Origin of the sequence: Streptomyces sp. RPA4-2 (assembly GCF_012273515.2) — a bacterium.
GTDB classification, from domain to species: Bacteria; Actinomycetota; Actinomycetes; order Streptomycetales; family Streptomycetaceae; genus Streptomyces; species Streptomyces kaempferi.
Window position 1 is genome coordinate 7,444,316 of record NZ_CP050975.2, and the last position, 24,561, is coordinate 7,468,876.

The window sequence follows — 24,561 nt, forward strand, 5'->3', positions numbered from 1 at the left end:
TGGCTCCTTCGGTCAGTGGTTCATGAACGACGTGACAGGAAGGGCGCGTTCGACGATGCGTACGTCGCCGAGCAGGCCGTGCAGGATCTGGTCGATCTTCCCGGCGTACTCGTAGCCCCCGAGCAGCCAGGGCAGCCCGAGCGAGGTGAGTCCGACGGCGGAGGTGTGCGGGTTGCGCGCCACCGGGCAGCCCTGGACGTACATCGTGGTGTGCCGGCCGTCGTTGACGACGGCGACGTGCCACCACCGCTCGCGTGCCGTCTCGTCGCCCCAGTTGGTGACGATGCCCTGCTGGTCGAGCGGCCGCGCCGCCCACTGCGGACCCGGCCCGTCGGACAGGGAGAGCGTGGCGAGCGGCTCGTCGGGGTCGTCGGCGGTCCTGCCCGCGTCGCCGCCCGTTCCGGTGCGGCTGACCAGCGCGGCCCACGCGTGGTGGGAGGCGTCCCAGTCGGCGGGGAGCCGGTAGAAGGCCTCGATGGTGTAACCGCGATCGAGGGCGGCGGAGTTGAGGGGAGCTCCGTCGACCGTACGCAGATAGGCGCCGGCCAGCGGTGGCTTGCCGCCCTGGAAGGCGAGGCTGCCGTGTCCCGGCTGGTCGGGGTGGTGCGCCGACGACCAGGTGAGCGCGCCGCCGCCGACCGGGACCACGGACAGGTCGTTGCCGTGCCCGGAGAGGTCACGGACGGTGCCCTCGACCGCCGCGCCGTCCGTGCGTCCGTCGAAGCGCCAGTACGCGACAGTGCCCCGGACGAGCATCCGCGCGGCGGGCCGGGACGGGCGCGCCGGCACCGGTGCGAAGCCCGCGAAACGCTGTTCGAAGTCGACGGCGACCGAGAACCGGTCGGCGTCGCCGCTGAGTTCGATCTCCTGCCGCTCCAGCTCGTTGAGCCCCTCGGCGGCCCGGCCCAGGATCCACGGCGAGATCGTCTCGACGTCGATGGTGTTCCGGTCGAGGTCGAAGCGGTAGAGGCGGATCATCGCCGCCCCGCCGTAGTAACGGTTCTGATAGTTGGTCAGATGCAGGTGCACCTCGTGGCCGGCCGCGTTCGTGCGGGTGGCGCGGGCGGCGGGCCAGTAGTGCCCGTTGAGGGTCAGGAAGATCTGGTCCTGGTCGTGGACCAGTTCGTCCCAGAGCTGTTGGCCGTAGGACGAGAGGGTGTCGTCCTCGACGACGAGTTCGTGGGTGGTGAGGATGACGGGGGTTCTCGGGTGCCGGGCGATGACGTCCTTCGCCCACGCGTACCCCCGCGCCGACAACCGCCAGTCCAGGGCGAGGACGAGCCACTCGCGGCCCCCCGCCTCGAAGACGTGGAAGGTGTTGTAGCCGTCCGGGGACGAGCCGCCGAACGTCCGGCTCCCGCGAAAACGCCGTGGTCCGAAGGCCGTGAGGTACGGGGTGGAGCCGCGCTGGTCGTCGGTGGAGGACCCGACGTCGTGGTTGCCCGCGAGCACGCTGTAGCCCACACCGTGCCGGTCGAGCAGCTCGAACGCCTTGCCCGCCGCGTCGAACTCGGCCTGCGCGCCGTGCTCGGTGAGGTCGCCCAGGTGCGTGAGGAAGACGATGTTCTCGTCCTTCCCGTGCTCCAGCAGGTACCGCAACGAGGCCTCGATCGGCGCGGGGTTGATGCTCGGCCCGTCGAACAGGTACTGGGTGTCGGGCATGACGGCGAGGGTGAAGCGCCGGCTGTCCGGGTCGGGCCGACGGCCCGCCCCCGCCGAGGCGGTCGTGGCGCGGGCGGCGGCCGCCGGCAGGGTGGCCACCGCGGTCGCGGCGCCGAGCAGAGCCGTGGCCCGCAGGAAGCCTCGTCTGCCGGCTTCTGCCTGCTCGGGCGGTGTCGCGTCAGGCGAAGTGCACACGTCTGCTCCATCGGGAAGAAGGTGGGCTGGGAGTGAGGCCGGAGCGGGCGTGGCGTCCACGGCCGGCGCCGGGTGCGGGCTCGGACGAGCCGGCGGGGCGAGGCGTCGGGCCCGCGGGCGGCCGCGCCGAGGCCGGGGTGTGCGGTGTCGAGCCCCCGGCCCGCCGGCGCGGGGCCGTGCCGGCAGGTCCTCCGTCGTTCACGCGTCGAAGACTGCCGTGGTCCCGGGACCCCCGGATGAAACCGCCCTGAAGCCCCGGGGTGGAGTCGATGGCCGCCCCGTGGTCGCCGAGCCTGCCGTCGCTGTCGTCCATGACGTGCGCGTGCTCGTGACGACCGGGGTGTGCCGCATGCGGCGGTCAGGATCATGCGCGGATCGCGACAATTCGGCAGGAGTCGGGCATGGTTGAACGTCGAAGTGCGTGAACACGACGAGTATCGTTCGCACGTCGACCGGCTCTTCCTCGGCACCGGCGGGATACGCGCGGGCGGACAGGCCATGGACACCACCGTGTTCGAGGTACCGGTCGAGCGCGCCATGATCCGGACCGGTGCCAGGGTCGTCCTGCCGCCGACCGCGCGAAGTTCCCGGGTACGGGCATGGCGCGGGTCCGCGGGCCCGGGGAGCCGGACATGGTGGTGACGAACGGTCCGCCGGACCCGGGGACACGGTCCTCGCCGGAAGAAGCGGGCGTGCACGTGGTCGTGACAGGAAAGGCGGAGACGGCGTGAGGCTGACGATTCTGGGTGGCGGCGGATTCCGGGTGCCGCTCGTGTACGGGGCACTCCTCGGGGACCGCGCCGAGGGCCGCGTCACCCGCGTCGTACTGCACGACGTGGACGCGGAACGGCTGACGGCCGTCGCCCGGGTGCTGAACGAGCAGGCCGCGGGGGACGCCGACGCCCCCGAGGTGTCCTTCACCACCGACCTCGACGACGCCCTGCGCGGCGCCGACTTCGTCTTCTCGGCGATCCGGGTCGGCGGCCTGGAGGGCCGGGCGGCGGACGAGCGGATCGCCCTCGACGAGGGGGTCCTCGGCCAGGAGACGGTCGGCGCCGGCGGCATCGCGTACGGCCTGCGCACGGTGCCGGTAGCCGTCGACATCGCCCGGCGGGTGGCCCGGCTCGCCCCCGACGCCTGGGTCATCAACTTCACCAACCCGGCCGGTCTGGTCACCGAGGCCATGTCCCGCCACCTCGGCGACCGCGTGATCGGCATCTGCGACTCGCCCGTCGGCCTCGGCCGCCGGATCGCCACCGTCCTGGGCGCGAACCCCCGCGAGGCCTTCATCGACTACGTGGGGCTCAACCACCTCGGCTGGGTACGGGGGCTGCGCGTCGAGGGCCGGGACGAACTGCCGCGGCTGCTCGCCGACCCAGAACTGCTCGGCTCCTTCGAGGAGGGCAAACTCTTCGGTGCCGACTGGCTGCGCTCCCTGGGCGCCGTCCCGAACGAGTACCTGCACTACTACTACTTCAACCGGGAAGCCGTCAGCGCCTACCAGCGCGCGGAGAAGACGCGCGGCGCGTTCCTGCGCGACCAGCAGGGGCGGTTCTACGACGAGATGAAGCGCCCGGACACCGCCGCGCTCACCGCCTGGGACCGCACCCGGGCCGAGCGTGAGGCCACCTACATGGCCGAGAACCGGGACGCGGCCGGCGCGGGCGAGCGCGCCGCCGACGATCTCTCCGGCGGCTACGAGAAGGTGGCGCTCGCGCTGATGCGGGCCATCGCCCGCGACGAGCGCACCACCCTGATCCTCAATGTCCGCAACGGCGGCACCCTCGCGGCGCTGGACGCGGACGCGGTCGTCGAGGTGCCCTGCCTCGTCGACGCCAACGGCGCGCACCCCGTCTCCGTCGCCCCCCTGCCGGACCACGCCACCGGACTGGTGTGCTCGGTCAAGGCGGTGGAGCGCGAGGTGCTGTCCGCGGCCGAGTCCGGCTCGCGCGCGACCGCCGTCAAGGCCTTCGCCCTCCACCCGCTGGTGGACTCGGTGAACGTGGCCCGGCGACTGGTCGACGGATACACCTCGGTCCACCCCGGTCTGGCGTACCTCACGTAAGCGCGTGGGTGGGGGTACCCGGCCGGGTGACGGCCGGGTACCCCCACGGAGGAGGTGTCAGCCGGTGAACCCGGCGGTGATGGAGGTGAACTGCCAGGTGTTCTGGCTGATGCCCGAGCAGTTGCTCACCACGCCGCCCCCCGGGCAGGGCCGGTCACGGTTGACCGCCCAGTAGGCGAGCCGGGCGATGTGGTGGGTGTTGGCCCAGTCACGGATCGAGGTCCAGATGGCCGGCGTCGTGTTCTCCTGCTGGTCGGACAGGCCGTTCATGCCGGAGATGCCGATGTGGGAGTAGGCGGTGGCGTCGTCCCAGCCGAAGGTCGACTTCAGCTTGGCCTTCAGCCCCTCGGTGGCGTTGACGGTGTTGTTGTACATGTCGGAGCCGCCGCCGAAGTCGAACGGCATGATGGTGAAGACGTCGATGCCCGCGTTGAGCGACTGCGCCTGCTCGATGAGCCGGTTGCCGTAGTACGTCGGACCGGTCGTCGAGGTGCCGAAGGTGACGATCGTGCGCAGGCCGGGGTTGTTGGCCTTCACGGTCTTCAGCGCGGTCAGGATCTTCGCCTGGACGGCCTCGTTCTCGAACTCGTCGGTGTTCTCGATGTCCATGTCGATCGCCTTGAGGCCGTAGGCGTCGATCACCTTCTGCAGCGCGCCCGCCAGCGCACCGGCGGAGGAGCAGTTGGCGCCGAGTTTGCTGCCCTGCCAGCCGCCGAACGACGGGACGACGTCACCGCCCGCGGAGCGGATCTGGTTGATGACGCTCTGGTCGGTGCCGCCGGTCAGCGGCCGGCTGCTGTCCCAGGCGGGGTTGCAGCCGCCCGAGTCGAGCATGAACGCCATCGTGAACCACTTGACCCCGGTCGAGCTCATCACCGAGGTCGCGCTCGGCGGGTCGCCCCAGCCGAGGTAGAGGTAGGGCGCCGCCTGCTTGAAGCCGGTGGGGCCGCCACCGCCCGCGCTCGTCGTCACGCTCACGGAGTTCGAGGCCGCGGAGGTGTTCCCGGCCGCGTCCCGGGCCTTGACCGTGAAGGTGTACGCCGTGCTCGGCGACAGCCCGCTGACCGTGGCGCTGGTGCCGGAGACGGTGAGCACCTGGTTCGAGCCGCTGTAGACGTCGTACGCGCTGACGCCGACGTTGTCGCTCGAGGCGCCCCACGACAGCGACACGCTCGATGAGGTCTTGCCGGTGGAGGTCAGGTTCGTCGGCGTGGTCGGCGCCTGGGTGTCGGAGCCGCCTCCGCCGCCCGGACCGTCGAGGCTGATGTCGTCGGCGTAGTAGGTGCCCTGCGCGTACCAGCCGTGGACATAGATCTTGGCGCTGGTCTGCGAGGCGCCGGTGGTGAAGGACACGGAGAGCTGGCTGTACGCCGACGGGGAGGTGGTCCAGGTCGAGGCACTGCCGTCCACGCCGAGGTACACATAGTTGCCGCGCACCCAGCCCGAGAGGCTGTACGTGGTGTTCGGCTGCACCGAGACGGTCTGGCTGCACTGAGCGTTGTCACTCGAACTCACCGCGCCCGCGAGGGCCTTGGAGCCCCCGTGCACGGGGCTGGAGACGACCGAGCCGAGGTTCCCCGTACAGGACCAGGGGGAGAGACTGCCCGACTCGAGGCCGGGATTGGAGAGGATGTTGGCCGCCTGGGCCGTGGTGGGGAGGGCGACCGCCCCGGCCAGGGCCAGGGCGGCGGTGCCGAGCAGAGCGAAGAAGCGACGTCTGGAACGTCCGAGGTCGGTGATGCGCACGCGATCTCCCTGAAGAAATGGGGGTGTTCGGGAGTGCTGAGAGGTGCGCAACCAAGTTGGTATGGACCAATCACGCTGTCAAGACGCTGTGCGAGAACTGGTCCGGACCGGTGGGCCGACAGGGGACACAAGGGGAGTGGAGAAGCGGGACAAGGGGAGCGAGGGGGAGCGGAGAAGGCGGAGAAGGCAGAGGAGGGGGAGACGGTGGAGGAGAGGGTGAAGTCGGTGGGGCGGCCCGGGACGACGGGCGCGGCGTCGGTCAGGCGGGAGCGACGGCGGCGCTGCTCGCACCCGCGGACGTGGACGCGGCGGCGGACGCCGTGACCGGTGCCGTGGCGACCTCCGCCGCTTAAGCGCCGGGACGGCCGGCAGCGTGGGGGCGGGGGCAGGGGCGGCAGTGTGGGAGTCGGTGCGCTGCTGCGGCACCGACACCGGGCGCACCGGACGCGGCCCCGCCACCACGGTGTAGTCCGGTGCGAGCGCCGACGGCATCAGTTCGCCCGTCTCCTCACCGAGTGCCAACTGCACAGCTGCCCAAGGGGCGTTGACACCGCACTGGGCGAGCTGGTGCAGACCGCCCGCCGGACGCGTGTTGACGTCCATCAGAACCGGCTCGTCGCCGAACATACGGAACTGGATGTTCGTCAGATAGTGCAGCCCGAACGCCTCCGCGAGCAGCCGCGCGGGCTCGATCCACGAAGGGTGGAGCGTGAAACCCCGGCGTCGCCCGTTCTTGGTGCGCCCCACCGCCATGCGGACCCGGCCGTCCGGACCGGTCAGGCAGTCCACGGACACCTCCGGCTCCGCCAGGCGCGGCATGACCAGCCAGTCGACGGGCTCCTCGGCCTGCCGCATCGCCTCCACCACCAGGTCGAGCGGTACGTACGGGCTCGGGAACCCGTTGAGATGCATCATCGTGAAGGGGGTCCGTGTCAGGACGCGGAAGCCCACCCCGCCGGCGCCCGCCGCGGGCTTGAAGCAGGCACGGTGGCCGTCGGCCTCCAGCGCCTCGACCGCCGCGACCAGCTCCTCCGGGGTACGCACCCGCCACCACGGAGGCACCGGCACGCCCACGGCCTCCACCGCCCGGTACGCCGTGGCCTTGTCCTGGAAGACGGCCACGGCCTCGACGGTCGGCGCCAGCAGAGCCGTACCGAGCGCGGCGAACTCCGCGCGGTGCGCCACGATCGCCGGCTGGTGCAGGACCGGCACGAACACGTCGATGGAGTGCCGCGCGCACTGGTCGAGCGCGTACTCGACATAGGCGGCGGGGGAGAGACCCTCCGGCTCCATGGCGGCGGTGTCGGCGGCCGCCAGCACGGGGGAGTCGGGATCACCGTGCGTGGCATGGATCTCGACCGCGCGGCGCTGCGGATTACTTCGCAGCTGGTCCATGAAGAACACGTTCTCCGCGTACGTGCGGTTGAGCCAGACGCGTACGCGAGAGACCATGCAGGCCGCCTTTCACGGTTCCCGGGCACGGCGGAGCGGGCCGTGCCCGGCCAGGGGGGAGGGAGGAACACCGAGCCGCCGTACGCCAAGGTAGGTTCATGGCGGCCGTGTTGGGGCGATCATAAGGGGAGCGGGACCGCAGTGGTGCTACGGGCCTGTTACGGAATTCCCGGGACGCGGCACCGAGCTCCCCGGGCCGCGACGGGACCCCGCCGCGCGCGGTCCGTTCTTGTCCCGCGAGGGTGAATGTGCTCTTGTGTTTCCAGTCCTTTTCTCGGAGGTGGCGAGGGTGCGGTCGACGGCCGGCGGACACGGAAACCTGCTGGCCATCAGCGACCTGCACATCGGGTATCCGGAGAACCGCGCCCTGGTCGAGGAGATGCGCCCCTCGACGGACGACGACTGGCTCCTGGTGGCCGGTGACGTCTCGGAAACCGTGGCCGACATCCGCTGGGCCCTCGAAACACTCGCCGGACGCTTCCGCAAGGTCGTCTGGGTGCCGGGCAACCACGAGCTGTGGACCCATCCGAAGGACACCGTGACGCTGCGCGGTGTGGAGCGCTACGAGCACCTCGTGGCCCTCTGCCGGGAGCTGGGCGTCACGACCCCCGAGGACCCCTACCCGGTCTGGGACGGGGCGGGCGGCCCGGTCGTCGTCGCACCGCTCTTCCTGCTCTACGACTACTCGTTCCTGCCGCCGGGCTGCGCGACCAAGGACGAGGGCATGGCGTACGCGGAGAAGACCGGGGTGATCTGCACCGACGAGTACACCCTGCACCCCGACCCCTATCAGAGCCGCGAGGCCTGGTGCCGGGCCCGGGTCGCCGAGACGGAGCGCAGGCTCACCGAGCTGCCCGACGACCTGCCCACGGTGCTGGTCAACCACTATCCGCTGGACCGCCACCCGACCGACGTCCTGCGCTATCCCGAGTTCGCGATGTGGTGCGGCACCGGGCTGACCGCCGACTGGCACCGCCGGTTCCGCGTCGAGGTCATGGTCTACGGTCATCTTCACATCCCGCGGACCACCCACCACGAGGGCGTCCGCTTCGAAGAGGTCTCGGTGGGCTACCCCCGTGAGTGGCGCCCCCGCCCGGGGCCGCCGGGAACACTGCGCCGCATACTGCCGATGGAGGTCGGAACCGGTGATCGAGGAGCTGCTCCCGGACTCGGTCGTGAGCGTGGAGGCGCTCGGTGACGACGCGGCCGGGGGCACGCGGCTGTATCCCGAGGAAGAGGCGCTCGCGGTCACGTTCGTACACAAACGGCGTAGTGAGTTCGCCGCCGTACGCGGCTGTGCCCGGCAGGCCATGGAGAAGCTCGGGGTGGCCCCGCGCGCCATTCCGCGCGGGGACAGCGGAGCGCCGATCTGGCCCGCGGGGCTGATCGGCAGCATGACGCACTGCGAGGGCTACTGCGCCGCGTCCCTCGCCCACGCCGGTGACCTGGCCTCCCTCGGTATCGACGCCGAACCGCACCAGGAACTCCCCGAGGACGTCATCGTCTCGGTGGCGCTGCCCACCGAGAACGACCGCCTGCGCCGGCTGGCGGAGCGGGACCCGTCCGTGCACTGGGACCGGCTGCTCTTCAGTGCCAAGGAGTCGGTCTACAAGGCGTGGTTCCCCCTCATGGGGCAGTGGCTGGACTTCCTGGAGGCGGACATCGACCTCTTCGAGGACGCCGGCCCGGCGCCGCACGGCACCGGAGCGGGGGCTTTCGCGCCCAGGGACCCGGTGTCCAGGGACTCTCCGAGGGGTCCCGTCACCGGCGGTCCCGAACGCTCCGGCGGATTCCGGGCCGCTCTCCTGGTACCGGGACCGCTGGTCGGCGGACGCCGGATCCAGTCCTTCGACGGACGCTGGACCGTCCGACAGGGCCTGCTGGCCACGGCCGTCACCGTGCCCCACGGCGGAACGGGCGCGGTATAGGACGAGGACCGGCCCCCCGCGGCCCGGGGCCACCAATCCCATGGCTGAGGCAGTGTCCTTCCCCGCGGCCGGGGAGTCTTTTTCCGTGACCGGGACGGCCCTCCCTGAGGCCGGTGCCGCCCTCCCCATGGCCGGGGCGACCGTCCCGTGGCCGGGCTGTCCTCGCGCGGGGCCCGCTCGGATCGTGCCGCGGCGCCCGCGCCGGTGCTCCGCCCGGAGCCTCGCGCGGGCCCCGTTCCGGTCGTGCCGCGGCGCCCGCTCGGGTGCTCCGCCCGGAGCGCGGGGCCTCAGGGCAGCCGCCCGCCGGGCTCCGGACACCAGCGGTGCAGCAGCCGGAAGAACTCCTCCTCGTTGCCCGCGAGTCCGGCCGCCGCCAGCGCCCGCTCCGCCTCCGCGAGCGCGGACGGCGCCACCACAGGCGGCCGGTGCGTGTCCGGCGTACCGTCGAAGGCGGCCCGTACGGTCTGGAGGAGACGCAGATAGGCCTGCACGGCGGCGCGTTCGTGGTCGGTCAGTACGGCGGTCGGCATCGGACGGCTCTCCCCGGGTCGGCTGGTCGTGAGCGGTGCGTGGCACTACGTGACCCCAGCTTGCCGTCCACCACTGACAATCCCGTTTCGATGTGCGGGGGTTCGCCCGCTTAGCGGAGGCGAAACCTCACGGAAATCCCTCGTGGGACAGGAGCCCTAGGCTGGGAGGAGGAGCCGGAGGCCACCCGCTCGGTGGCCCGGGAACAGGAGGTGAGCCCGTGGCCGACGTACTGCCTCGGCGTCCGAGGCGCAACCTGCGACTGCGCTCCGTGGGCGGCGCGGAACTGAGCCTGCAGCACCGCGTCGTGCACGGTTACCGGCGTGCCTACCGCGTGGCGGGCGAGGGCCCCGCGCTGGTCCTCATCCACGGCATCGGCGACTCCTCGGCGACCTGGGCGGACCTGATCCCCGACCTCGCCCGCACCCACACCGTGATCGCGCCCGACCTGCTGGGCCACGGGGCCTCCGACAAGCCGCGCGCCGACTACTCGGTGGCCGCGTACGCCAACGGCGTCCGCGACCTGCTGACCACGCTCGACATCGAGTCCGCGACCCTGGTCGGTCACTCGCTCGGCGGAGGCGTCGCGATGCAGTTCGCGTACCAGTTCCCCGACCGTACGGAACGGCTGATCCTGGTGAGCGCCGGAGGCGTCGGCGGCGAGGTCAACCCGGTGCTGCGGGCCGTCTCGCTGCCGGGTGCCGACCTCCTGCTGTCCGCCCTGCGACTGCCCGGCATGAGACTCCAAGTGGGCCTGTTCCTACGTCTGATGAAGCTCCTCGACACCGACCTCGGCCAGGACGCGCCGGAACTGCTGAACCTCGTGGACGCCCTGCCCGACGCGACCTCCCGCAGCGCGTTCATCCGCACCCTGCGCGCCGTGGTCGACTGGCGCGGCCAGTCGGTGACCATGCTCGACCGCTGCTATCTGACCGAGGGCATGCCCACGATGCTGCTCTGGGGCGACCGGGACAGCGTGGTGCCGGTGCGGCACGCGTACGGGGCGCACCGGGCGATGCCCGGCAGCCGGCTGGAGATCTTCGAGGGCGCGGGCCACTTTCCCTTCCACAGCGACCCGGCGCGCTTCCTCGGCCTCGTCGAGGAGTTCACCAGCACCACCAGTCCGGCCGACTGGAGCCGCGAGCACTGGCGCGAACTGCTGCGCGCGGGCCGCCCCGGCACGACGGTGGGGCAGCCGGACACCGCGCACAACCGGGCCGTGGAACGGGACCTGCGGGAGGCGAGCGAACGCAGCGCGACCTGACCGCCCGCGTCCCGGCGCGTCCTACCTGACGCCCGCCGTCTCCGGGCAGGCGCAGGACGTCCCGGAGACGGCGCACGCTCCTGGCGGTTCTGCTCCCGCCCTCACCGGAGGAGGCCTCGCGGGCGCGGGCGGCTTCCCTCGAGTCGGCGCCACCCATACCGGGTGGCGCCGCCACCCGTTCGGCCGAGTCAGGTCCCGTCGGCTCGAACCCGGTACGGCCCCGGCCGGGCTGGGGCGGCCCTGGTCCGCGGGGGCAGTGTTCCCGTCCCGCCGGGGCCGTGCCCGGACCGCGTGGGGCCGGGGTCCCTTCTCGGTTGGGCCGGGGGCGGACCGCGTGGGGCTGTGCTCCCGTCCCGACCATGCCGGGCCTGGCCCGCGTGGGGCCGGGGTCCCTTCTCGGTTGGGCCGGGGGCGGACCGCGTGAGGCTGTGTTCCCGTCCCGGCGGGGCCGGGATCGGTCCCGTCGGGACGCGGCCGTGTACCGGGCGGGTCAGCCGGTGACCGGTGTCACCGAGGGCTCCGGCGCGCTGAACACCGCGGCGCGCTCGTCGGGTGTGAACGGCGGCTCGGTCAGCGGGGGACGCCCCGGACCGCGCAGCACCGCGAAGAGCACCTCGGGTTTCACGAGGGCGGTCAGCGGCGCGGACAGGGTGATCACGGAGAGGAGGGCCTTCGCGACCGCCGGACGTCCGGCCGCGGTCCGCGTCAGCCGTTCCACGTAGCGGCCGAACAGCTTCCGCGTCGCGCGGGGCTGCTCGCCGATCGCCTCGGGGTAACGGATGTCCGTTCCCGTGGCGAGTTCCCAGGCGACCGTCACCGGGAGCGCCACCGCACGCTGCACCCGCCGCGCGAGTCCGGGCGCCGTGATCCCGGACTCGGCGACCTGCCCGCGCAGTGCCACCGCACCCTGGGCGGCCACCGACATCCCGTGCCCGTAGACCGGGTTGTACGTGGCGACGGAGTCGCCGAGCGCGACGAACCCCTCGGGCCAGTCCCGCACCTTCTCGAAGAAGCGCCGCCGGTTGATCGTGCTGCGGGTGAGCACGACGTCCGTCAGCGGCTCCGCATGCGCGATCAGCTCGCCCACCACGGGATGCCGGACGGCGCGCGCGAACAGTTCGAACTCCTCCGCGGAGGCGGTCGGTTGTCCGCCGCGGGTGCCCGAGAGCGTCACCAGCCAGCGCTCGCCCTCCAGGGGCACGATGATCGCGGACCGCGCGGGCACGGGCTGCGCGGGGTCGGGCTGCACGGTGACCACCGGGAAGTCCTCGGTGCCCGCCGGGGCCCGGAAGACCCGGCTGGCGAAGGCGAGTCCGGAGTCGACCTCGTCCATCGGCGCCTGCGGGACACCCAGCGCGTCGAGCCACGCGGTGGACCGCGAACCGCGTCCCGAGGCGTCCACCACCAGATCGGCCTCCAGCACCCGCTCGGTGCCGTCGGACGCCCGTATCCGCACTCCGCTCACGCGGGCGGCGTCCCCCTGGAGTCCGAGCAGTTCCGTCCCGTCCAGGACGGTCATCCGCGCCCGGCGCGCGACCTGTTCACGCAGGACCGCGTCGAGCAGATCACGGCTGCACGAGATCATGAACTCCGACTCGGGCCAGCGCCGCAGCCAGCCCCGCGCCGACAGCGTGACCAGTCCGGTCGGCAGCGGGATCCGGCGGGCGCCCGCGGCCAGCCAGGCGGCGGTGACGCCGGGGAGCAGTTCCTCCATGGCACGGGCACCGCCGGACCAGAGCGGATGGGCGTGCCGGGCCTGGGGCAGGCCCTTGCGCGGTTCGGGCCCGTTGGGCAGGACGTCACGCTCGACGACTGTGACGTCGGCGTACGTGTGCAGGGCCGCGGCGGCCAGCAGGCCGGCCGGCCCGGCACCGATGACGACGGCCCGACCGGAGCCGGGGGCGCGGTCGCCTGCTGCCGCGCCCCGGGGGGCGCTAGCGGGATTGCTCATGGAAGTCGCTCTCTGACCTGGCCGCGGCGCGCCCTCGGGCGGCCGCGACGACGGGTGACTGACGCAGGGCCATCGACATCCGCACGAGGTCGCGTGGACCGTCGGTGTAGGCGTACGCGGACCCGGGTCCGGCGGGGGCGGTGGCCGCCTCCGCCGCGTTGATGACCCGGCCCTCCGGGTCGGCCGCCCTGGCCCGTACCGCCGCCGTCACCATCGCCGCGTCGGCCTCGGCCTGCGCCTGGACGGGCTCGGAGCCCGCCGCCACCGCCGCGTCGTAGGCGAGGGCGCGTGCCTCGGAGTCGAAGTAGGGGTACAGGCTGAGCATGCCGTCGTGGATGTCGGACTCCCGCTGGGTGACCTGGAGTTCGGCGGCGGACCACCAGGAGATCCGCACGGCGTGGTCCTCGTGGGCCGAGACCGACCGCAGTTCGCGCCACAGCGGCCCGAGCCGGCGGTACGTCGACCAGGTGCACCAACTGTCCCCGATGCGCTGGCAGGCCAGCGGGAGCAGGAAGCCGACCGCGCTGACCTGTGCTCCGACCGAGGCCAGCACGGGCGCCACGTCGGTGCTCAGGCCGTCCAGGTCGGTGCCGTTCCAGCGGGCGCCCACGGCGATGAACTTGAGCGCCGAGTAGGGGATGTTGAAGAGGAAGCCGAAGGCGATCGTCAGCAGCCCGGCCCGCAGCCAGCCGCTCACCTGGAGGGCCCAACGCCAGCACATGACGTTCATCGCGACCCCCGCGACGGTCAGCGCGGCGAGGTAGAGCACGATCATCTCGCGGATGAACGGGGTGGTGGCGTAGTAGGTGTCGAGGTCCCGCAGCCGTTCCTCACGGCAGTCCCCGAGCAGGTACAGCCCGACCAGCGCCACGCTCACGACGCCGTACCCGGTGATCCACCGACGGGAGAGCCTGCGGGTCACCTCGGGGGGTCCGCCGCGCCAGTTGATGATCAGCACCAGACAGGAGGCGCTGAAGGCGGTCAGCAGGCAGTAGACGAGGGGCGCCGAGACGTTGGGGATCCCCGTGAGGTCGTTGACCTCGGCGATGGTGGGCGGCGCCGCGAAGAGGAACACCAGGCAGGCCAGCGCCAGCAGGACGCCCACGGACCTCAGCAGCGGGTCGCGCCAGCCGCGGATCAGGGTGGGCGCCTTCACGGCCAGGGCGACGCCCATGGCGACCGCCGGGACGTAGTAGCTGGATCCGTCCATTCCTGGGGAGTGTCCTCAGCCCTTCGGCCCGCGATAGCCGAGGGACGCCTCGATCCGGCCGGCCAGACCGTCCCGGCTCACCGGCCCGCGCAGTGAGGAACCAGCGAGCCACGTACGGCATTTACTGGCGAGCAGCAGGCCGAAGCTCTCGGCCTCCTTCTCGTCGGCGAGGTCGAACCGGGTGCGCGCGGCGACCTTCAGGACGGTCGCCTGCAGGTCCGCGTCGTCGCTGAGTAAACGGGCGGCCACGGCCGCGCCCTCGACGTGGTGGCCGCAGTGCCCGGCCTTCATGTGCCACAGCTCGTGGCCGAGGATCACCAACTGGTGGTCGGGGGCGGTGCGTTCCTCGATGACGACCAGGTCCTGCTCGGCCATGTCGAGCCACAGCCCGCTGGCGGTACCGGGCGGGAACACGGCCGTACGGAACTGGACGGGGCGGCCGCGGCGTCTGCTCATGGCGTCGCACAGGGCGGCGTACAGGGTGGCGGGTTCCGCCGGCGCCGGGAGCGCGAGTTCAGCGACCAGTTCGCCGCACAGACGGCGCATGTCCTTTCCGATGCCCACGGTTCTCCCCCGGATCATGACTCGGGCCGCTTGACGCTTTCCAAGAGCATGTCCAGCCATTCGGCGACCTTGTCGCGGTGCTGGTCGGTGGGCAACTGCGCGGCCCGCCAGGCGATGCCGCGGACACCGTGGTCCTGCAACAGCCTTTCCAGCGGGTCGGCGGCGGCCGCCGCCGCGACGCGCTCGCGGTCGGCGAGCCGTTGCAGCAGCTCCTGCTCGGAGCGCTGCAGGGCACCCACGAGCGCCTCGGAGTCCTCGGCCGTCAGGAATCCCGCGTGCACCCGGAAGAAGCGCTGGATGGCGTCGCAGTGCTCCATCGTGGGGCGCCGGTCGCCGTTGATGAGAGCGCCCGCCTGCTGACGCGACATACCCGCGCCGTCGGCGATCTCCTGCTGCGTGTATCTGCGCCCGTTGGGCTTGAGCCGGGTGCGGCGCAGCAGGTCGAGACGCTGCAGGAAGCGGGCCTGCAGATCAGGCTCGCCGGCGAGGCGGCCACCGAGCAGCGCCCGCACCACGGGCTCGGGGACGCCGGACCCCACCGAAAGGCGCCGTATGTCGAAAACCTCGGTGTGCTGCACACCGAGCCGGTCGGCGAGCGCGGTGACCCGGGCCACGACGGCCGGCAGCAGAACCGTCGCCGTGGCGCCCGGAACTTCGAAGCCATCCGTCACCGACAGATCTCCTACGTCTCTCTCAGGTCTCTCACATGATGCTCAGGACCCCCGGAGACTAGTCGCTCGCTCGAACTCACATCCAGGTCTCGCCACAACTGTGGCGCGAATCAGCCGTCAACAAGCGCCAAATGCCACGATAGTTGACACGACTGAGCTCGGGGCATCAGGATCGGGGCGCCGCGTGAAGGCCGCATAGGCAAGAGGGGTGACCTCCCGATGGCGTACCAGGCAGGAAGGCAGCGGTCCCAGCCGCGACCTGTCCCCGAGAGCCCCGAGGCTCAGGCGTATCTCCAGGACTACGCCACCCTCCTCGATGCCGTGCCGTTCCCCTCCGTCGTCTTCGACCACCGGTGGGACGTCGTCCTGTCCAACGCCGCGTTCCAGACACTTTTCGGCGGCGTCGGTCCTCATCCGACGGCGATGCCGGGCGACAACTTCCTTCGGTTCGTCCTCTTCCACCCGGACGCGGCCACCGTCCTCGGCGAACACGAGGCGAGCTGGTGCCTGCCGATGCTGGCCCACTTCGCCGCGGCCGTGGAGCGTGACGGGCAGGACCGCGGACTCCAGTCGATCCGCCGGGACATCGCCCAGGACCCGATCATGGAGGCGGCCTACCGGCACGGCCTGCCGCACTGGATCCGCGCGGTCGGCCAGGACGCCGTCCAGCACGACGGCGCGGTACGGCCGCTGATCCACCCGGACCCCCGCTGGGGGCGCACGGACTGCCGGATCGTCGACGAGACCCCCAAGAACCTCCAGGACATGGGCTACACGCGCATGACCCTGGTCCTGCGCGAGACGCGCCGCGACGCGCGGCCCCCGCGCAGGATCGTCCGGACACGCCTCGGCGGCACCCACCTCAGGGTCGTCTGACGTCCCCTGCCGGGGCCCGGCAGGGGACGCGTCCGGTCAGCCGGCGAACTCCCGCATCCAGGACTCGACTTCGGCGGCCGAGCGCGGCAGCCCGCCCGACAGGTTCTCGTAGCCGTCGGCGGTGACCAGCAGGTCGTCCTCGATCCGGACGCCGATGCCGCGCCACTCCTCGGGCACGGTCAGGTCGTCGGGCTGGAAGTAGAGGCCCGGCTCGACGGTCAGCACCATGCCCGGCTCCAGCACCCCGTCGACGTAGTCCTCGTTGCGGGCCTGAGCGCAGTCGTGCACGTCGAGACCGAGCATGTGACCGGTACCCGCCATGGTGAAGCGGCGCTGCAGGCCGAGCTCGTAGGCGCGCTCGGCCGGCCCCTCGACCAGGCCCCAGGCCACCAGCCGTTCGGTCATCGAGCGCTGGGCCGCCTCATGGAAGTCCCGGTACCGGGCACCCGGCTTCACCGCGGCCATCCCGGCCTCCTGGGCCTCGTACACCGCGTCGTAGACCTTCCGCTGGAGCGGGCTGAACGTGCCGCTGATGGGGAGGGTGCGGGTGACGTCCGCGGTGTAGAGGGTGCGGGTCTCCACGCCCGCGTCGAGCAGGAGCAGTTCGCCCGGACGGACCGGTCCGTCGTTGTCCGTCCAGTGCATGATCGTGGCGTGTTCGCCCGCGGCGCAGATGGAGCCGTAGCCGACGTCGTTGCCCTCGACCCGGGCGCGGCGGAAGAAGGTGCCCTCGATCCAGCGCTCGGAGGTGGCCACCGCCTGGGACAACTCCCTCACGACATCGGTGAACCCACGCACCGTGGAGTCCACGGCCCGGCGCATCTCGCCGATCTCCCAGGCGTCCTTGACCAGCCGGAGACCGGACAGCGCCTCCTCCAGCTCGGCGTCCCGCTCGTCGTCCGTGCCGGGCGTCGCGTCCAGTGTGACGTCGTGGCCGCGTACGACACGCGTCGGTACGGGGGTGTCCCGCAGATGTCCGGGGAGTGTGCGGATGTCCCGGCAGGCGAGGCCGAGTTCGCGCTCCGACTCGGCGAGGGAGGGGCGGCGGCCCGTCCACAGTTCGGCGGTCATGCCGGTCCAGAACCCGTCGGTGTCCCGGCCGTCGCGGGGGAGCCGGTAGCAGTACGCGTCGTGGCCGCCCTCGGGCCGGGGTTCGAGGACCAGGGCGCAGTCCCGGGACTGATCACCCGTCAGGTGAACGTAGCCGGTGTACGGGCGGAACGGGTAATGACTGTCGTTCGAGCGGATCCTGAGGTTTCCGGAGGGGACGACGAGCCGCTCGCCGGGGAAGAGCGCGCCCAGCGCGGCGCGGCGGCGGGCCGCGTACGGCGCCTGCTCGACCGGTTGCACGTCGCGCCGTTCGGTGTCCGCCCAGCCCGTGCGCATCAGGGCGGACAGTTCCTCGGAGATCTCTGGGTACAGACCGTTCTTCCGGGCCTCGGCCACGGTGGGCACCTCTTCTGTCGGTCGGACGGCCGCTCGGATGTTCGGCCGGCCGGATGTTCGGTCCGGGTGGGTCCGGGCACTGTTCCCACCCATAGAAGCATGTGACATAGTACTGGCGTGAGCAAGCGACTGACCTGCGATGTCGTGGTGATCGGAGCCGGAATGGTGGGCTCGGCCTGCGCCTTCTACGCGGCTCGGGCGGGCCTCGACGTGGCCGTCGTGGACCGCGGCCCGGTGGCCGGCGGCACCACCGGCGCCGGCGAGGGCAATCTGCTCGTCTCCGACAAGGAGCCCGGTCCCGAACTCGACCTCGCGCTGCTGTCCGGACGCCTGTGGTCCGGTCTCGGGGAAGAACTGGGCGGCGCCATCGAGTACGAGGCCAAGGGCGGCGTCGTGGTGGCCGCCACGCCCGAGGGGCTCACCGCACTGGAGGACTTCGCGGCGGGGCAGCGGACGGCCGGGGTCTCGGCCGTACCGGTACCGGCGGATGGGCTCCACGATCTGGAACCCCACCTGGCGCCCGGCCTGGCGGGCGCCGTGCATTATCCGCAGGACACCCAGGTGATGCCGGCGCTGGCCGCCGCGCATCTGGTGCGGGCTTCGGGTGCGCGGCTGCTCACCGGCCGGACCGTGACCGAGGTACTGCGCGCGGCCGACGGATCGGTCCGGGGTGTACGGACCGACCGGGGGGACCTGCACGCGCCGGTGGTGGTGAACGCGGCGGGGACCTGGGGCTCGGCGGTGGCCGCGCTGGCGGGCGTGCGGCTGCCCGTGCTGCCCCGGCGCGGCTTCGTGCTGGTGACCGAGCCGCTGCCGCGACGGGTGCGGCACAAGGTGTACGCCGCGGACTACGTCGCCGACGTCGCCAGCGACTCGGCCGCGCTGCAGACCTCGCCGGTCGTGGAGGGGACGGCGGCGGGCCCGGTACTGATCGGCGCGAGCCGTGAACGGGTGGGCTTCGACCGCTCGTTCTCGCTGCCGGCCGTACGGGCGCTGGCGGCGGGGGCGATCCGGCTCTTCCCGTTCCTGACGGACGTCCGCGCTCTGCGCACGTACCTCGGATTCCGCCCGTACATGCCCGACCACCTCCCCGCGATCGGCCCCGATCCGCGGGTGCCCGGACTCTTCCACGCCTGCGGGCACGAGGGAGCGGGAATCGGTCTCGCCGCCGGCACCGGGCATCTCATCGCCCAGGTCCTCTCCGGCGGGACACCCGACCTGGACCTCACGCCGTTCAGGCCCGACCGCTTCGCACAGGAGGCCGTGTGAATCCCCTGGAGCTGGCGGGCGCCGAGCCGGGGCCCGCGTTCACCGTCACCCTGGACGGCCGCGCCCTCACGGCGCTGCCGGGGCAGACCGTCGCCGCGGCGCTGTGGACGGCGGGGATCACCTCCTGGCGCACCACCCGCGGCTCGGGGCGGCCGCGCGGAGTCCTCTGCGGCATCGGCGTCTGCTTCGACTGCCTGGTGACCGTCAACGACCGCCCCAACCAACGGGCCTGTCTGGTGCCGGTGCGACCGGGCGACATGATCCGTACGCAGGAAGGGACCGGACATGACGGCTGAGCGGGCGCGTCTCGCGGTGATCGGCGCGGGTCCGGCGGGCCTGGCCGCCGCCCTGGCCGCGGCGGGACGCGGGGTCCGGGTCACCCTGATCGACTCGGCCGCCCGGGCGGGCGGACAGTTCTACCGGCAGCCCGCGGCCGGCCTGCGGGCACGGCGCCCGCGGGCCCTGCACCACGGGTGGCGGACCTGGGAACGGCTGTCGCGAGCGCTCGCCGTCGAGGTGGAGGCCGGCACGATCACACACCTGACGGGCCATCATGTATGGCTCGTGGAGCGCGTGGAGCGCTCCGCGGCGACCCGTCTGCCCACGGGCACCGGCGGTTTCGTCGTACACGCGCTCCGAGGGCCTCTCCAGGAGGAGCCCGGCACCGTCCGCGCCGACGCGGTCCTCCTCGCCACCGGCGGCTACGAGAAGGTGCTGCCCTTCCCGGGCTGGACCCTTCCCGGCGTCGTCACCGCGGGCGGTGCGCAGGCCATGCTCAAGGGGGCGCTCGTCGTACCGGGCCGCACGGCTGTCGTGGCCGGCACCGGCCCGCTGCTGCTGCCCGTGGCGACCGGGCTCGCCGCTGCCGGGGTCGAGATCGCCGCGCTCGTCGAATCGGCCGACCCGCGGGCGTTCCTGCGCCATGCCGGGGCGCTGGCCGCACAGCCGGGGAAGGTCGTCGAAGGCGCCGGGTACGCGGCCCGTCTCCTGCGGCACCGCGTCCCGCTGCGCACGCGCCACGCGGTCGTCGAGGCGCACGGCGAGGACCGGCTCGAGGCCGTGACCGTCGCCGCGCTGGACGCCGAAGGACACGTCAGGCCCGGCACCGAGCGGCGCGTCCCGTGCGACACGCTCGCGGTCGGGCACGGCATGCTGCCGCACACCGACCTCGCCGATTCGCTCGGCTGCCGCGTCGAGGACGTACGGGTGCACGTCGACGAGGAGCAGCGGACCGACGTGCCGGGCGTGTGGGCCGCGGGCGAGACCACCGGCGTCGGCGGCGCGGCCCTTTCGCTCGCCGAGGGCCACATCGCGGGACACTCGATCGCCGCCCGGCTGCGCGGCACGGAACCCGACCCGCGCGAGCGGTCCGCGGCCACCCGGTCCCGTACGCGGCTGCGGGCGTTCTCCGCCGCGCTCGACACCGTCTACGCACCGCCCGCGCGCTGGACGGAGCGGGTCACCGACGACACCGTCGTCTGCCGCTGCGAGGAGGTCACCGGCGGGGCGGTCCGGGCGGCCGTCGACGAGCTGGGCGCGGGGGACGTACGCACCGTGAAGCTGCTCACCCGCGCGGGAATGGGCTGGTGCCAGGGCCGGATGTGCGAGCCCGCGGTCGCCGGACTCACCGGTTGCGAACAGACCCCCGTACGAAGGCTGTTGGCGCGCCCCGTCCCGCTCGGGGTGCTCGCCGGGGCCGGGGAGCCGACGGACGACTGACCGACCCCCGACCCCGACCGCCCTCCGCCTCACCCGAGCCCGCGGCCCATCCGTCCCACCGCACCGCACGCACGTCGGCTCAAGGCAGCCGGCAGTCAGTGAAATGTCACACCCCATTGAGAGGGAACCGCTGATGACCACCACCGAGAACCGTCCCTGGCGCGGCGTCCTCGTCGCCACCGCGCTCCCGCTGAACGACGACCTCTCCGTGAACCACGACCGGTACGCCGCGCACTGCGCCTGGCTCGTCGAGAACGGCTGCGACGGAGTCGTCCCCAACGGCTCGCTCGGCGAGTACCAGGTGCTCACGGCGGAGGAGCGCGCACGGGTCGTCGAGACGGCCGTGTCGGCGGTCGGCGGCTCCCGGGTGATGCCCGGCGTCGCCGCCTACGGCTCCGCCGAGGCCCGCCGCTGGGCCGAACAGGCCCGCGACGCGGGCTGCGCGTCCGTGATGCTGCTGCCGCCCAACGCCTACCGTGCCGACGAGCGTTCCGTTCTCGCCCACTACGCGGCGGTCGCCGAGGTCGGCCTCCCGGTCGTCGCCTACAACAACCCGATCGACACCAAGGTCGACCTGGTGCCCGAACTCCTCGCGAAGCTGCACGCGGAGGGGTTCGTCCAAGGCGTCAAGGAGTTCTCCGGCGATGTCCGCCGCGCCTACCGGATCGCCGAACTCGCTCCGGAACTCGACCTGTTGGTCGGCGCGGACGACGTCCTCCTGGAACTCGCCGTGGCGGGCGCCAAGGGCTGGGTGGCCGGCTACCCGAACGCACTGCCCGCGGCGAGCGTCGAGCTGTACCACGCCGCCGTCAAGGGCGACCTCGACACGGCCGGCCGGCTCTACCGACAGTTGCATCCGCTACTGCGCTGGGACTCCCGGGTCGAGTTCGTCCAGGCCATCAAGCTCTCCATGGACATCGTCGGCCGGCCCGGCGGCCCGGTGCGCCCGCCGCGTGTTCCGCTGCTGCCCGAGCAGGAGGCCGCCGTGCGCGCGGCCACCGAGAAGGCCGTCGCGGCCGGCCTCGTCTGAGCCGCCCCGCCGTCCCCCAACCGCCCTCGCTCACCAGGAGTTACGGACCCATGCGCAGCAAACTCGTCCTGCACGCCGTCGACTCGCACACCGAGGGAATGCCCACCCGGGTGATCACCGGCGGCATCGGCACCATCCCCGGCGCGACGATGAACGAGCGGCGGCTGTACTTCCGCGAACACCGCGACGACATCAAGCAGCTCCTGATGAACGAGCCGCGCGGCCACGCGGCGATGAGCGGCGCCATCCTCCAGCCCTCCACCCGCCCCGACTGCGACTACGGGGTGCTCTACATCGAGGTCTCGGGCTACCTCCCGATGTGCGGGCACGGGACCATCGGCGTCGCCACCGTGCTGGTGGAGACCGGCATGGTCGAGGTCGTCGAGCCCGTCACGACCATCCGGCTCGACACCCCGGCGGGCCCGGTCGTCGCCGAGGTCGAGGTCGAGGACGGCGCCGCGAGGGCGGTCACGCTGAAGAACGTGCCGTCCTTCTCGGCCGGACTCGACCGCAAGGCCACCCTGGCCGACGGCCGGACGGTGACCTACGACCTCGCGTACGGCGGCAACTTCTACGCGATCCTGCCACTGGAGCAGTTGGGACTGCCCTTCGACCGCTCCCGCCAGGACGACATCCTCAGGGCGGCCCTGTCGCTCATGGAGGCCGTCAACGCCGAGGACGAACCCGTGCACCCCGAGGACCCGACCATCCGGGGCTGTCACCACGTCCACCTGTACGCGCCCGGCGCCACCGCGCGGCACTCGCGGCACGCGATGGCGATCCACCCCGGCTGGTTCGACCGCTCGCCCTGCGGCACCGGCACCAGCGCGCGCATGGCACAGTTGCACGCGCGCGGTGAACTGCCGCTGCACACCGAGTTCGTGAACGAGTCCTTCATCGGGACGCGGTTCACCGGACGGCTGCTCGGCACCACCGAGGTCGCCGGCATCCCGGCCGTGCTGCCCAGCTTCACCGGCCGCGCGTGGATCACCGGCACCGCCCAGTACCTGCTGGACCCCTCCGATCCGTTCCCGGCCGGATTCGTCCTGTAGAACCCCGGGAGATACTGGTGGCACGTGACATTGCACATGCCATCACGCCGGCCCGTGCGAGCAGACCGGCGCACCGGCCCGTACGAGGAGACACCCCATGCCCGCCCAGCGCAGCAGCGCACCCTCCGCCGCTCCCGCCGCCCTGCCCACGCTCGGCGGCAAGAAGAGCAGCTACCGCGAGCGCGTCGCCGACGCCCTGCGGGCCGCGCTGATCGCGGGCGAACTCCGCGCCGGTGAGGTCTACTCCGCGCCGACGCTCGCCGCCCGCTTCGGCGTCTCCGCGACGCCCGTGCGCGAGGCCATGCTCGACCTCGCCAAGGAGGGCCTGGTCGACACCGTGCCCAACAAGGGCTTCCGGGTCACCGCCGTCTCCGAGAAGCAACTGGACGAGTACACGCACATCCGCTCACTCATCGAGATCCCCACCACGGTGCGGCTGGCCACCACCGCCGACCCGGTCTCCCTGGAAGCCCTGCGCCCGGCCGCCCGGGAGATCGTGACCGCGGCGGCGGCCGGTGACCTGATCGCCTACGTCGAGGCGGACATCCGCTTCCATCTCGGCCTGCTCGCCCTCGCCGGCAACGCGCATCTGGTGGAGGTGGTCGGCGACTTGCGCAAGCGCTCCCGCCTCTACGGGCTCAACGCCCTCGTGGAGGCGGGCCGTCTCCAGGACTCCGCGGAGGAGCACCTCGAACTCCTCGACGCGCTGCTGGACCGGGACGAGGAGGCCGTACGCAGGGTCATGACCCGGCATCTCGGTCATGTCCGGGGTCTGTGGGCGGCCGGCTCGTCGATGGCCTGATTACGCAAGTCGTTTGCAATTCTTGCGGTATTCTTGCGCTCATGACACGACGACTTGCTCAGGTGGCGAAGAAGGTCGGGGTCAGCGAGGCCACGGTCAGCCGGGTGCTCAACGGCAAGCCCGGCGTCTCCGACTCCACCCGGCAGGCAGTGCTCTCCGCGCTCGACGTGCTCGGCTACGAGAGGCCCACCCAACTGCGCGGTGAACGCGCGCGGCTGGTGGGTCTCGTCCTGCCCGAGCTGCAGAACCCGATCTTCCCGGCGTTCGCCGAGGTGATCGGGGGAGCGCTGGCGCAGCTCGGTCTGACCCCGGTGCTCTGCACCCAGACCAAGGGCGGGGTCTCCGAGGCGGACTACGTGGACCTGCTGCTCCAGCAGCAGGTCTCCGGTGTGGTGTTCGCGGGCGGTCTGTACGCGCAGGCCGACGCGCCCCACGACCACTACCGGCAGCTCGCGGAACGCAACATCCCGGTGGTGCTGGTCAACGCGGCCATCGGGCACCTCGGCTTCCCGGGCGTCTCCTGCGACGACGCGGTGGCCGTCGAACAGGCCTGGCGGCATCTCGTCTCGCTCGGCCACGAGCGGATCGGCCTGGTGCTCGGACCCGCCGACCACATCCCCTCGGGCCGGAAGCTGGCGGCGGTGCGGAGCCTCGCCCCGGAGCTGCCCGACGAGCACATCGGCCGGGCCATGTTCTCCATCGAGGGCGGTCAGGCGGCGGCCTCCCGGCTCATCGACCGCGGGGTCACCGGCTTCATCTGCGCGAGTGACCCGCTCGCCCTCGGCGTGGTGCGGGCCGCCCGCCGCAAGGGACTTGACGTGCCGTCACAGGTGTCGGTCGTCGGGTACGACGACTCCGCGCTGATGAACTGCACCGAGCCGCCGCTGACCACCGTGCGGCAGCCCATCGAGGCCATGGGCCGGGCGGCCGTCGAGCTGTTGAACGCACAGATCGGCGGCAGCAGCGTGACGCCCGAAGAGCTCCTGTTCGAGCCCGAGTTGGTGGTGCGGGGGTCGACCGCGCAGGCACCTCGCCGTTGAGACCGGCTCGACGGCGTGAGCAGCCTGTCGTCGGCGTCCGTCCGACCACGCAAGCGCCTCGCCGTCGAGATCCATTCCTCTGTCAAATAAT

At 72.3% G+C, this 24,561-nt stretch carries 20 protein-coding genes and 2 pseudogenes; 13 read left to right on the forward strand and 9 right to left on the reverse strand.

The features are described 5' to 3' along the window. Positions 1-12: 12 nt before the first annotated feature. Positions 13-1,857 carry a LamG-like jellyroll fold domain-containing protein gene (locus HEP85_RS32515; RefSeq protein WP_168531056.1) on the reverse strand — a complete coding sequence of 615 codons (1,845 nt, stop codon included), beginning with the start codon at positions 1,855-1,857 and terminating at the stop codon, positions 13-15. Positions 1,858-2,295: 438 nt separating this feature from the next. Here HEP85_RS32515 and HEP85_RS32520 point away from each other — a divergent pair. Both HEP85_RS32520 and HEP85_RS32525 read left to right on the forward strand, forming a co-directional pair. Then, positions 2,296-2,588 (forward strand): annotated as a pseudogene (locus HEP85_RS32520) (ArsR family transcriptional regulator); the annotation flags it as partial. Next, the gene (locus HEP85_RS32525; RefSeq protein ID WP_168531057.1) at positions 2,585-3,922 is read left to right on the forward strand and encodes a 6-phospho-beta-glucosidase; all 1,338 of its coding nucleotides are present in this window, start codon (positions 2,585-2,587) and stop codon (positions 3,920-3,922) included. The pseudogene HEP85_RS32520 and the gene HEP85_RS32525, both read left to right, overlap by 4 nt. Before the next feature lie 57 nt (positions 3,923-3,979). Here the strand turns inward: HEP85_RS32525 and HEP85_RS32530 are convergent, their stop codons facing one another. Both HEP85_RS32530 and HEP85_RS32535 read right to left on the reverse strand, forming a co-directional pair. After that, the gene (locus HEP85_RS32530; RefSeq protein WP_168531058.1) at positions 3,980-5,668 is read right to left on the reverse strand and encodes a carbohydrate binding domain-containing protein; all 1,689 of its coding nucleotides are present in this window, start codon (positions 5,666-5,668) and stop codon (positions 3,980-3,982) included. 405 nt (positions 5,669-6,073) lie between these two features. Beyond that, positions 6,074-7,120: pseudogene (locus HEP85_RS32535) on the reverse strand (ATP-grasp domain-containing protein); the annotation flags it as partial. 289 nt (positions 7,121-7,409) lie between these two features. Between HEP85_RS32535 and HEP85_RS32540 the strand changes: the two are divergent. Then, on the forward strand, positions 7,410-8,318 hold the full coding sequence (locus tag HEP85_RS32540; RefSeq protein WP_168531059.1) for a metallophosphoesterase: 909 nt from the start codon (positions 7,410-7,412) through the stop codon (positions 8,316-8,318). After that, on the forward strand, positions 8,266-9,048 hold the full coding sequence (locus tag HEP85_RS32545) for a 4'-phosphopantetheinyl transferase (protein ID WP_168531060.1): 783 nt from the start codon (positions 8,266-8,268) through the stop codon (positions 9,046-9,048). The genes HEP85_RS32540 and HEP85_RS32545 overlap by 53 nt, the downstream gene beginning before the upstream one ends. Before the next feature lie 287 nt (positions 9,049-9,335). Here HEP85_RS32545 and HEP85_RS32550 read toward each other — a convergent pair whose 3' ends face one another. Further along, on the reverse strand, positions 9,336-9,578 hold the full coding sequence (locus tag HEP85_RS32550) for a hypothetical protein (protein ID WP_168531061.1): 243 nt from the start codon (positions 9,576-9,578) through the stop codon (positions 9,336-9,338). A 218-nt stretch (positions 9,579-9,796) separates the two neighbouring features. Here HEP85_RS32550 and HEP85_RS32555 point away from each other — a divergent pair, with 218 nt between their 5' ends. Further along, a complete protein-coding gene (locus HEP85_RS32555) occupies positions 9,797-10,840 on the forward strand; it encodes an alpha/beta fold hydrolase (RefSeq protein WP_168531062.1) in 1,044 nt (347 codons plus the stop codon). Between the two features lie 490 nt (positions 10,841-11,330). Here HEP85_RS32555 and HEP85_RS32560 read toward each other — a convergent pair whose 3' ends face one another. Genes HEP85_RS32560 through HEP85_RS32575 form a run of 4 tightly spaced genes read right to left on the reverse strand, consistent with a single transcriptional unit; the run spans position 11,331 to position 15,236 of the window. Next, positions 11,331-12,791 (reverse strand): FAD-dependent monooxygenase, encoded by a 1,461-nt coding sequence (locus HEP85_RS32560; RefSeq protein ID WP_369657933.1) that lies wholly within the window; start codon positions 12,789-12,791, stop codon positions 11,331-11,333. Beyond that, positions 12,775-14,001: an MAB_1171c family putative transporter gene (locus HEP85_RS32565; protein WP_369657934.1), complete on the reverse strand. Its 1,227-nt coding sequence runs from the start codon at positions 13,999-14,001 to the stop codon at positions 12,775-12,777. The genes HEP85_RS32560 and HEP85_RS32565 overlap by 17 nt, the downstream gene beginning before the upstream one ends. A gap of 15 nt (positions 14,002-14,016) precedes the next feature. Further along, positions 14,017-14,547, reverse strand: coding sequence for a toxin-antitoxin system, toxin component (locus HEP85_RS32570; RefSeq protein WP_168534245.1), 531 nt, complete (start codon positions 14,545-14,547; stop codon positions 14,017-14,019). A 32-nt stretch (positions 14,548-14,579) separates the two neighbouring features. Then, complete coding sequence (locus HEP85_RS32575; RefSeq protein ID WP_168531064.1) at positions 14,580-15,236, reverse strand: helix-turn-helix transcriptional regulator; 657 nt, start codon at positions 15,234-15,236, stop codon at positions 14,580-14,582. A gap of 219 nt (positions 15,237-15,455) precedes the next feature. Between HEP85_RS32575 and HEP85_RS32580 the strand changes: the two genes are divergently transcribed. Continuing rightward, positions 15,456-16,112, forward strand: coding sequence for a hypothetical protein (locus HEP85_RS32580; RefSeq protein WP_168531065.1), 657 nt, complete (start codon positions 15,456-15,458; stop codon positions 16,110-16,112). Between the two features lie 36 nt (positions 16,113-16,148). On the opposite strand, the gene HEP85_RS32585 is transcribed toward HEP85_RS32580, so the two are convergent. Next, complete coding sequence (locus HEP85_RS32585; protein ID WP_211118100.1) at positions 16,149-17,558, reverse strand: aminopeptidase P family protein; 1,410 nt, start codon at positions 17,556-17,558, stop codon at positions 16,149-16,151. A 117-nt stretch (positions 17,559-17,675) separates the two neighbouring features. Here HEP85_RS32585 and HEP85_RS32590 point away from each other — a divergent pair, with 117 nt between their 5' ends. The 7 genes from HEP85_RS32590 (at position 17,676) to HEP85_RS32620 (ending at position 24,470) form a co-directional block, all read left to right on the forward strand. Further along, a complete protein-coding gene (locus HEP85_RS32590; RefSeq protein ID WP_168531067.1) occupies positions 17,676-18,827 on the forward strand; it encodes an FAD-binding oxidoreductase in 1,152 nt (383 codons plus the stop codon). Continuing rightward, positions 18,824-19,123 (forward strand): (2Fe-2S)-binding protein, encoded by a 300-nt coding sequence (locus tag HEP85_RS32595; protein WP_168531068.1) that lies wholly within the window; start codon positions 18,824-18,826, stop codon positions 19,121-19,123. Before HEP85_RS32590 ends, HEP85_RS32595 begins: the two co-directional genes overlap by 4 nt. Then, positions 19,113-20,546, forward strand: coding sequence for an NAD(P)/FAD-dependent oxidoreductase (locus HEP85_RS32600; protein WP_168531069.1), 1,434 nt, complete (start codon positions 19,113-19,115; stop codon positions 20,544-20,546). The genes HEP85_RS32595 and HEP85_RS32600 overlap by 11 nt, the downstream gene beginning before the upstream one ends. A gap of 133 nt (positions 20,547-20,679) precedes the next feature. Continuing rightward, on the forward strand, positions 20,680-21,576 hold the full coding sequence (locus HEP85_RS32605) for a dihydrodipicolinate synthase family protein (RefSeq protein ID WP_369657935.1): 897 nt from the start codon (positions 20,680-20,682) through the stop codon (positions 21,574-21,576). A gap of 50 nt (positions 21,577-21,626) precedes the next feature. Continuing rightward, entirely contained in the window at positions 21,627-22,628 is a 1,002-nt protein-coding gene (locus HEP85_RS32610; RefSeq protein WP_168531070.1) for a proline racemase family protein, read from the forward strand. A gap of 97 nt (positions 22,629-22,725) precedes the next feature. Then, positions 22,726-23,430: a GntR family transcriptional regulator gene (locus HEP85_RS32615; RefSeq protein WP_168531071.1), complete on the forward strand. Its 705-nt coding sequence runs from the start codon at positions 22,726-22,728 to the stop codon at positions 23,428-23,430. 41 nt (positions 23,431-23,471) lie between these two features. Beyond that, on the forward strand, positions 23,472-24,470 hold the full coding sequence (locus HEP85_RS32620; protein WP_168531072.1) for a LacI family DNA-binding transcriptional regulator: 999 nt from the start codon (positions 23,472-23,474) through the stop codon (positions 24,468-24,470). The last annotated feature ends 91 nt before the right edge of the window (positions 24,471-24,561 follow it).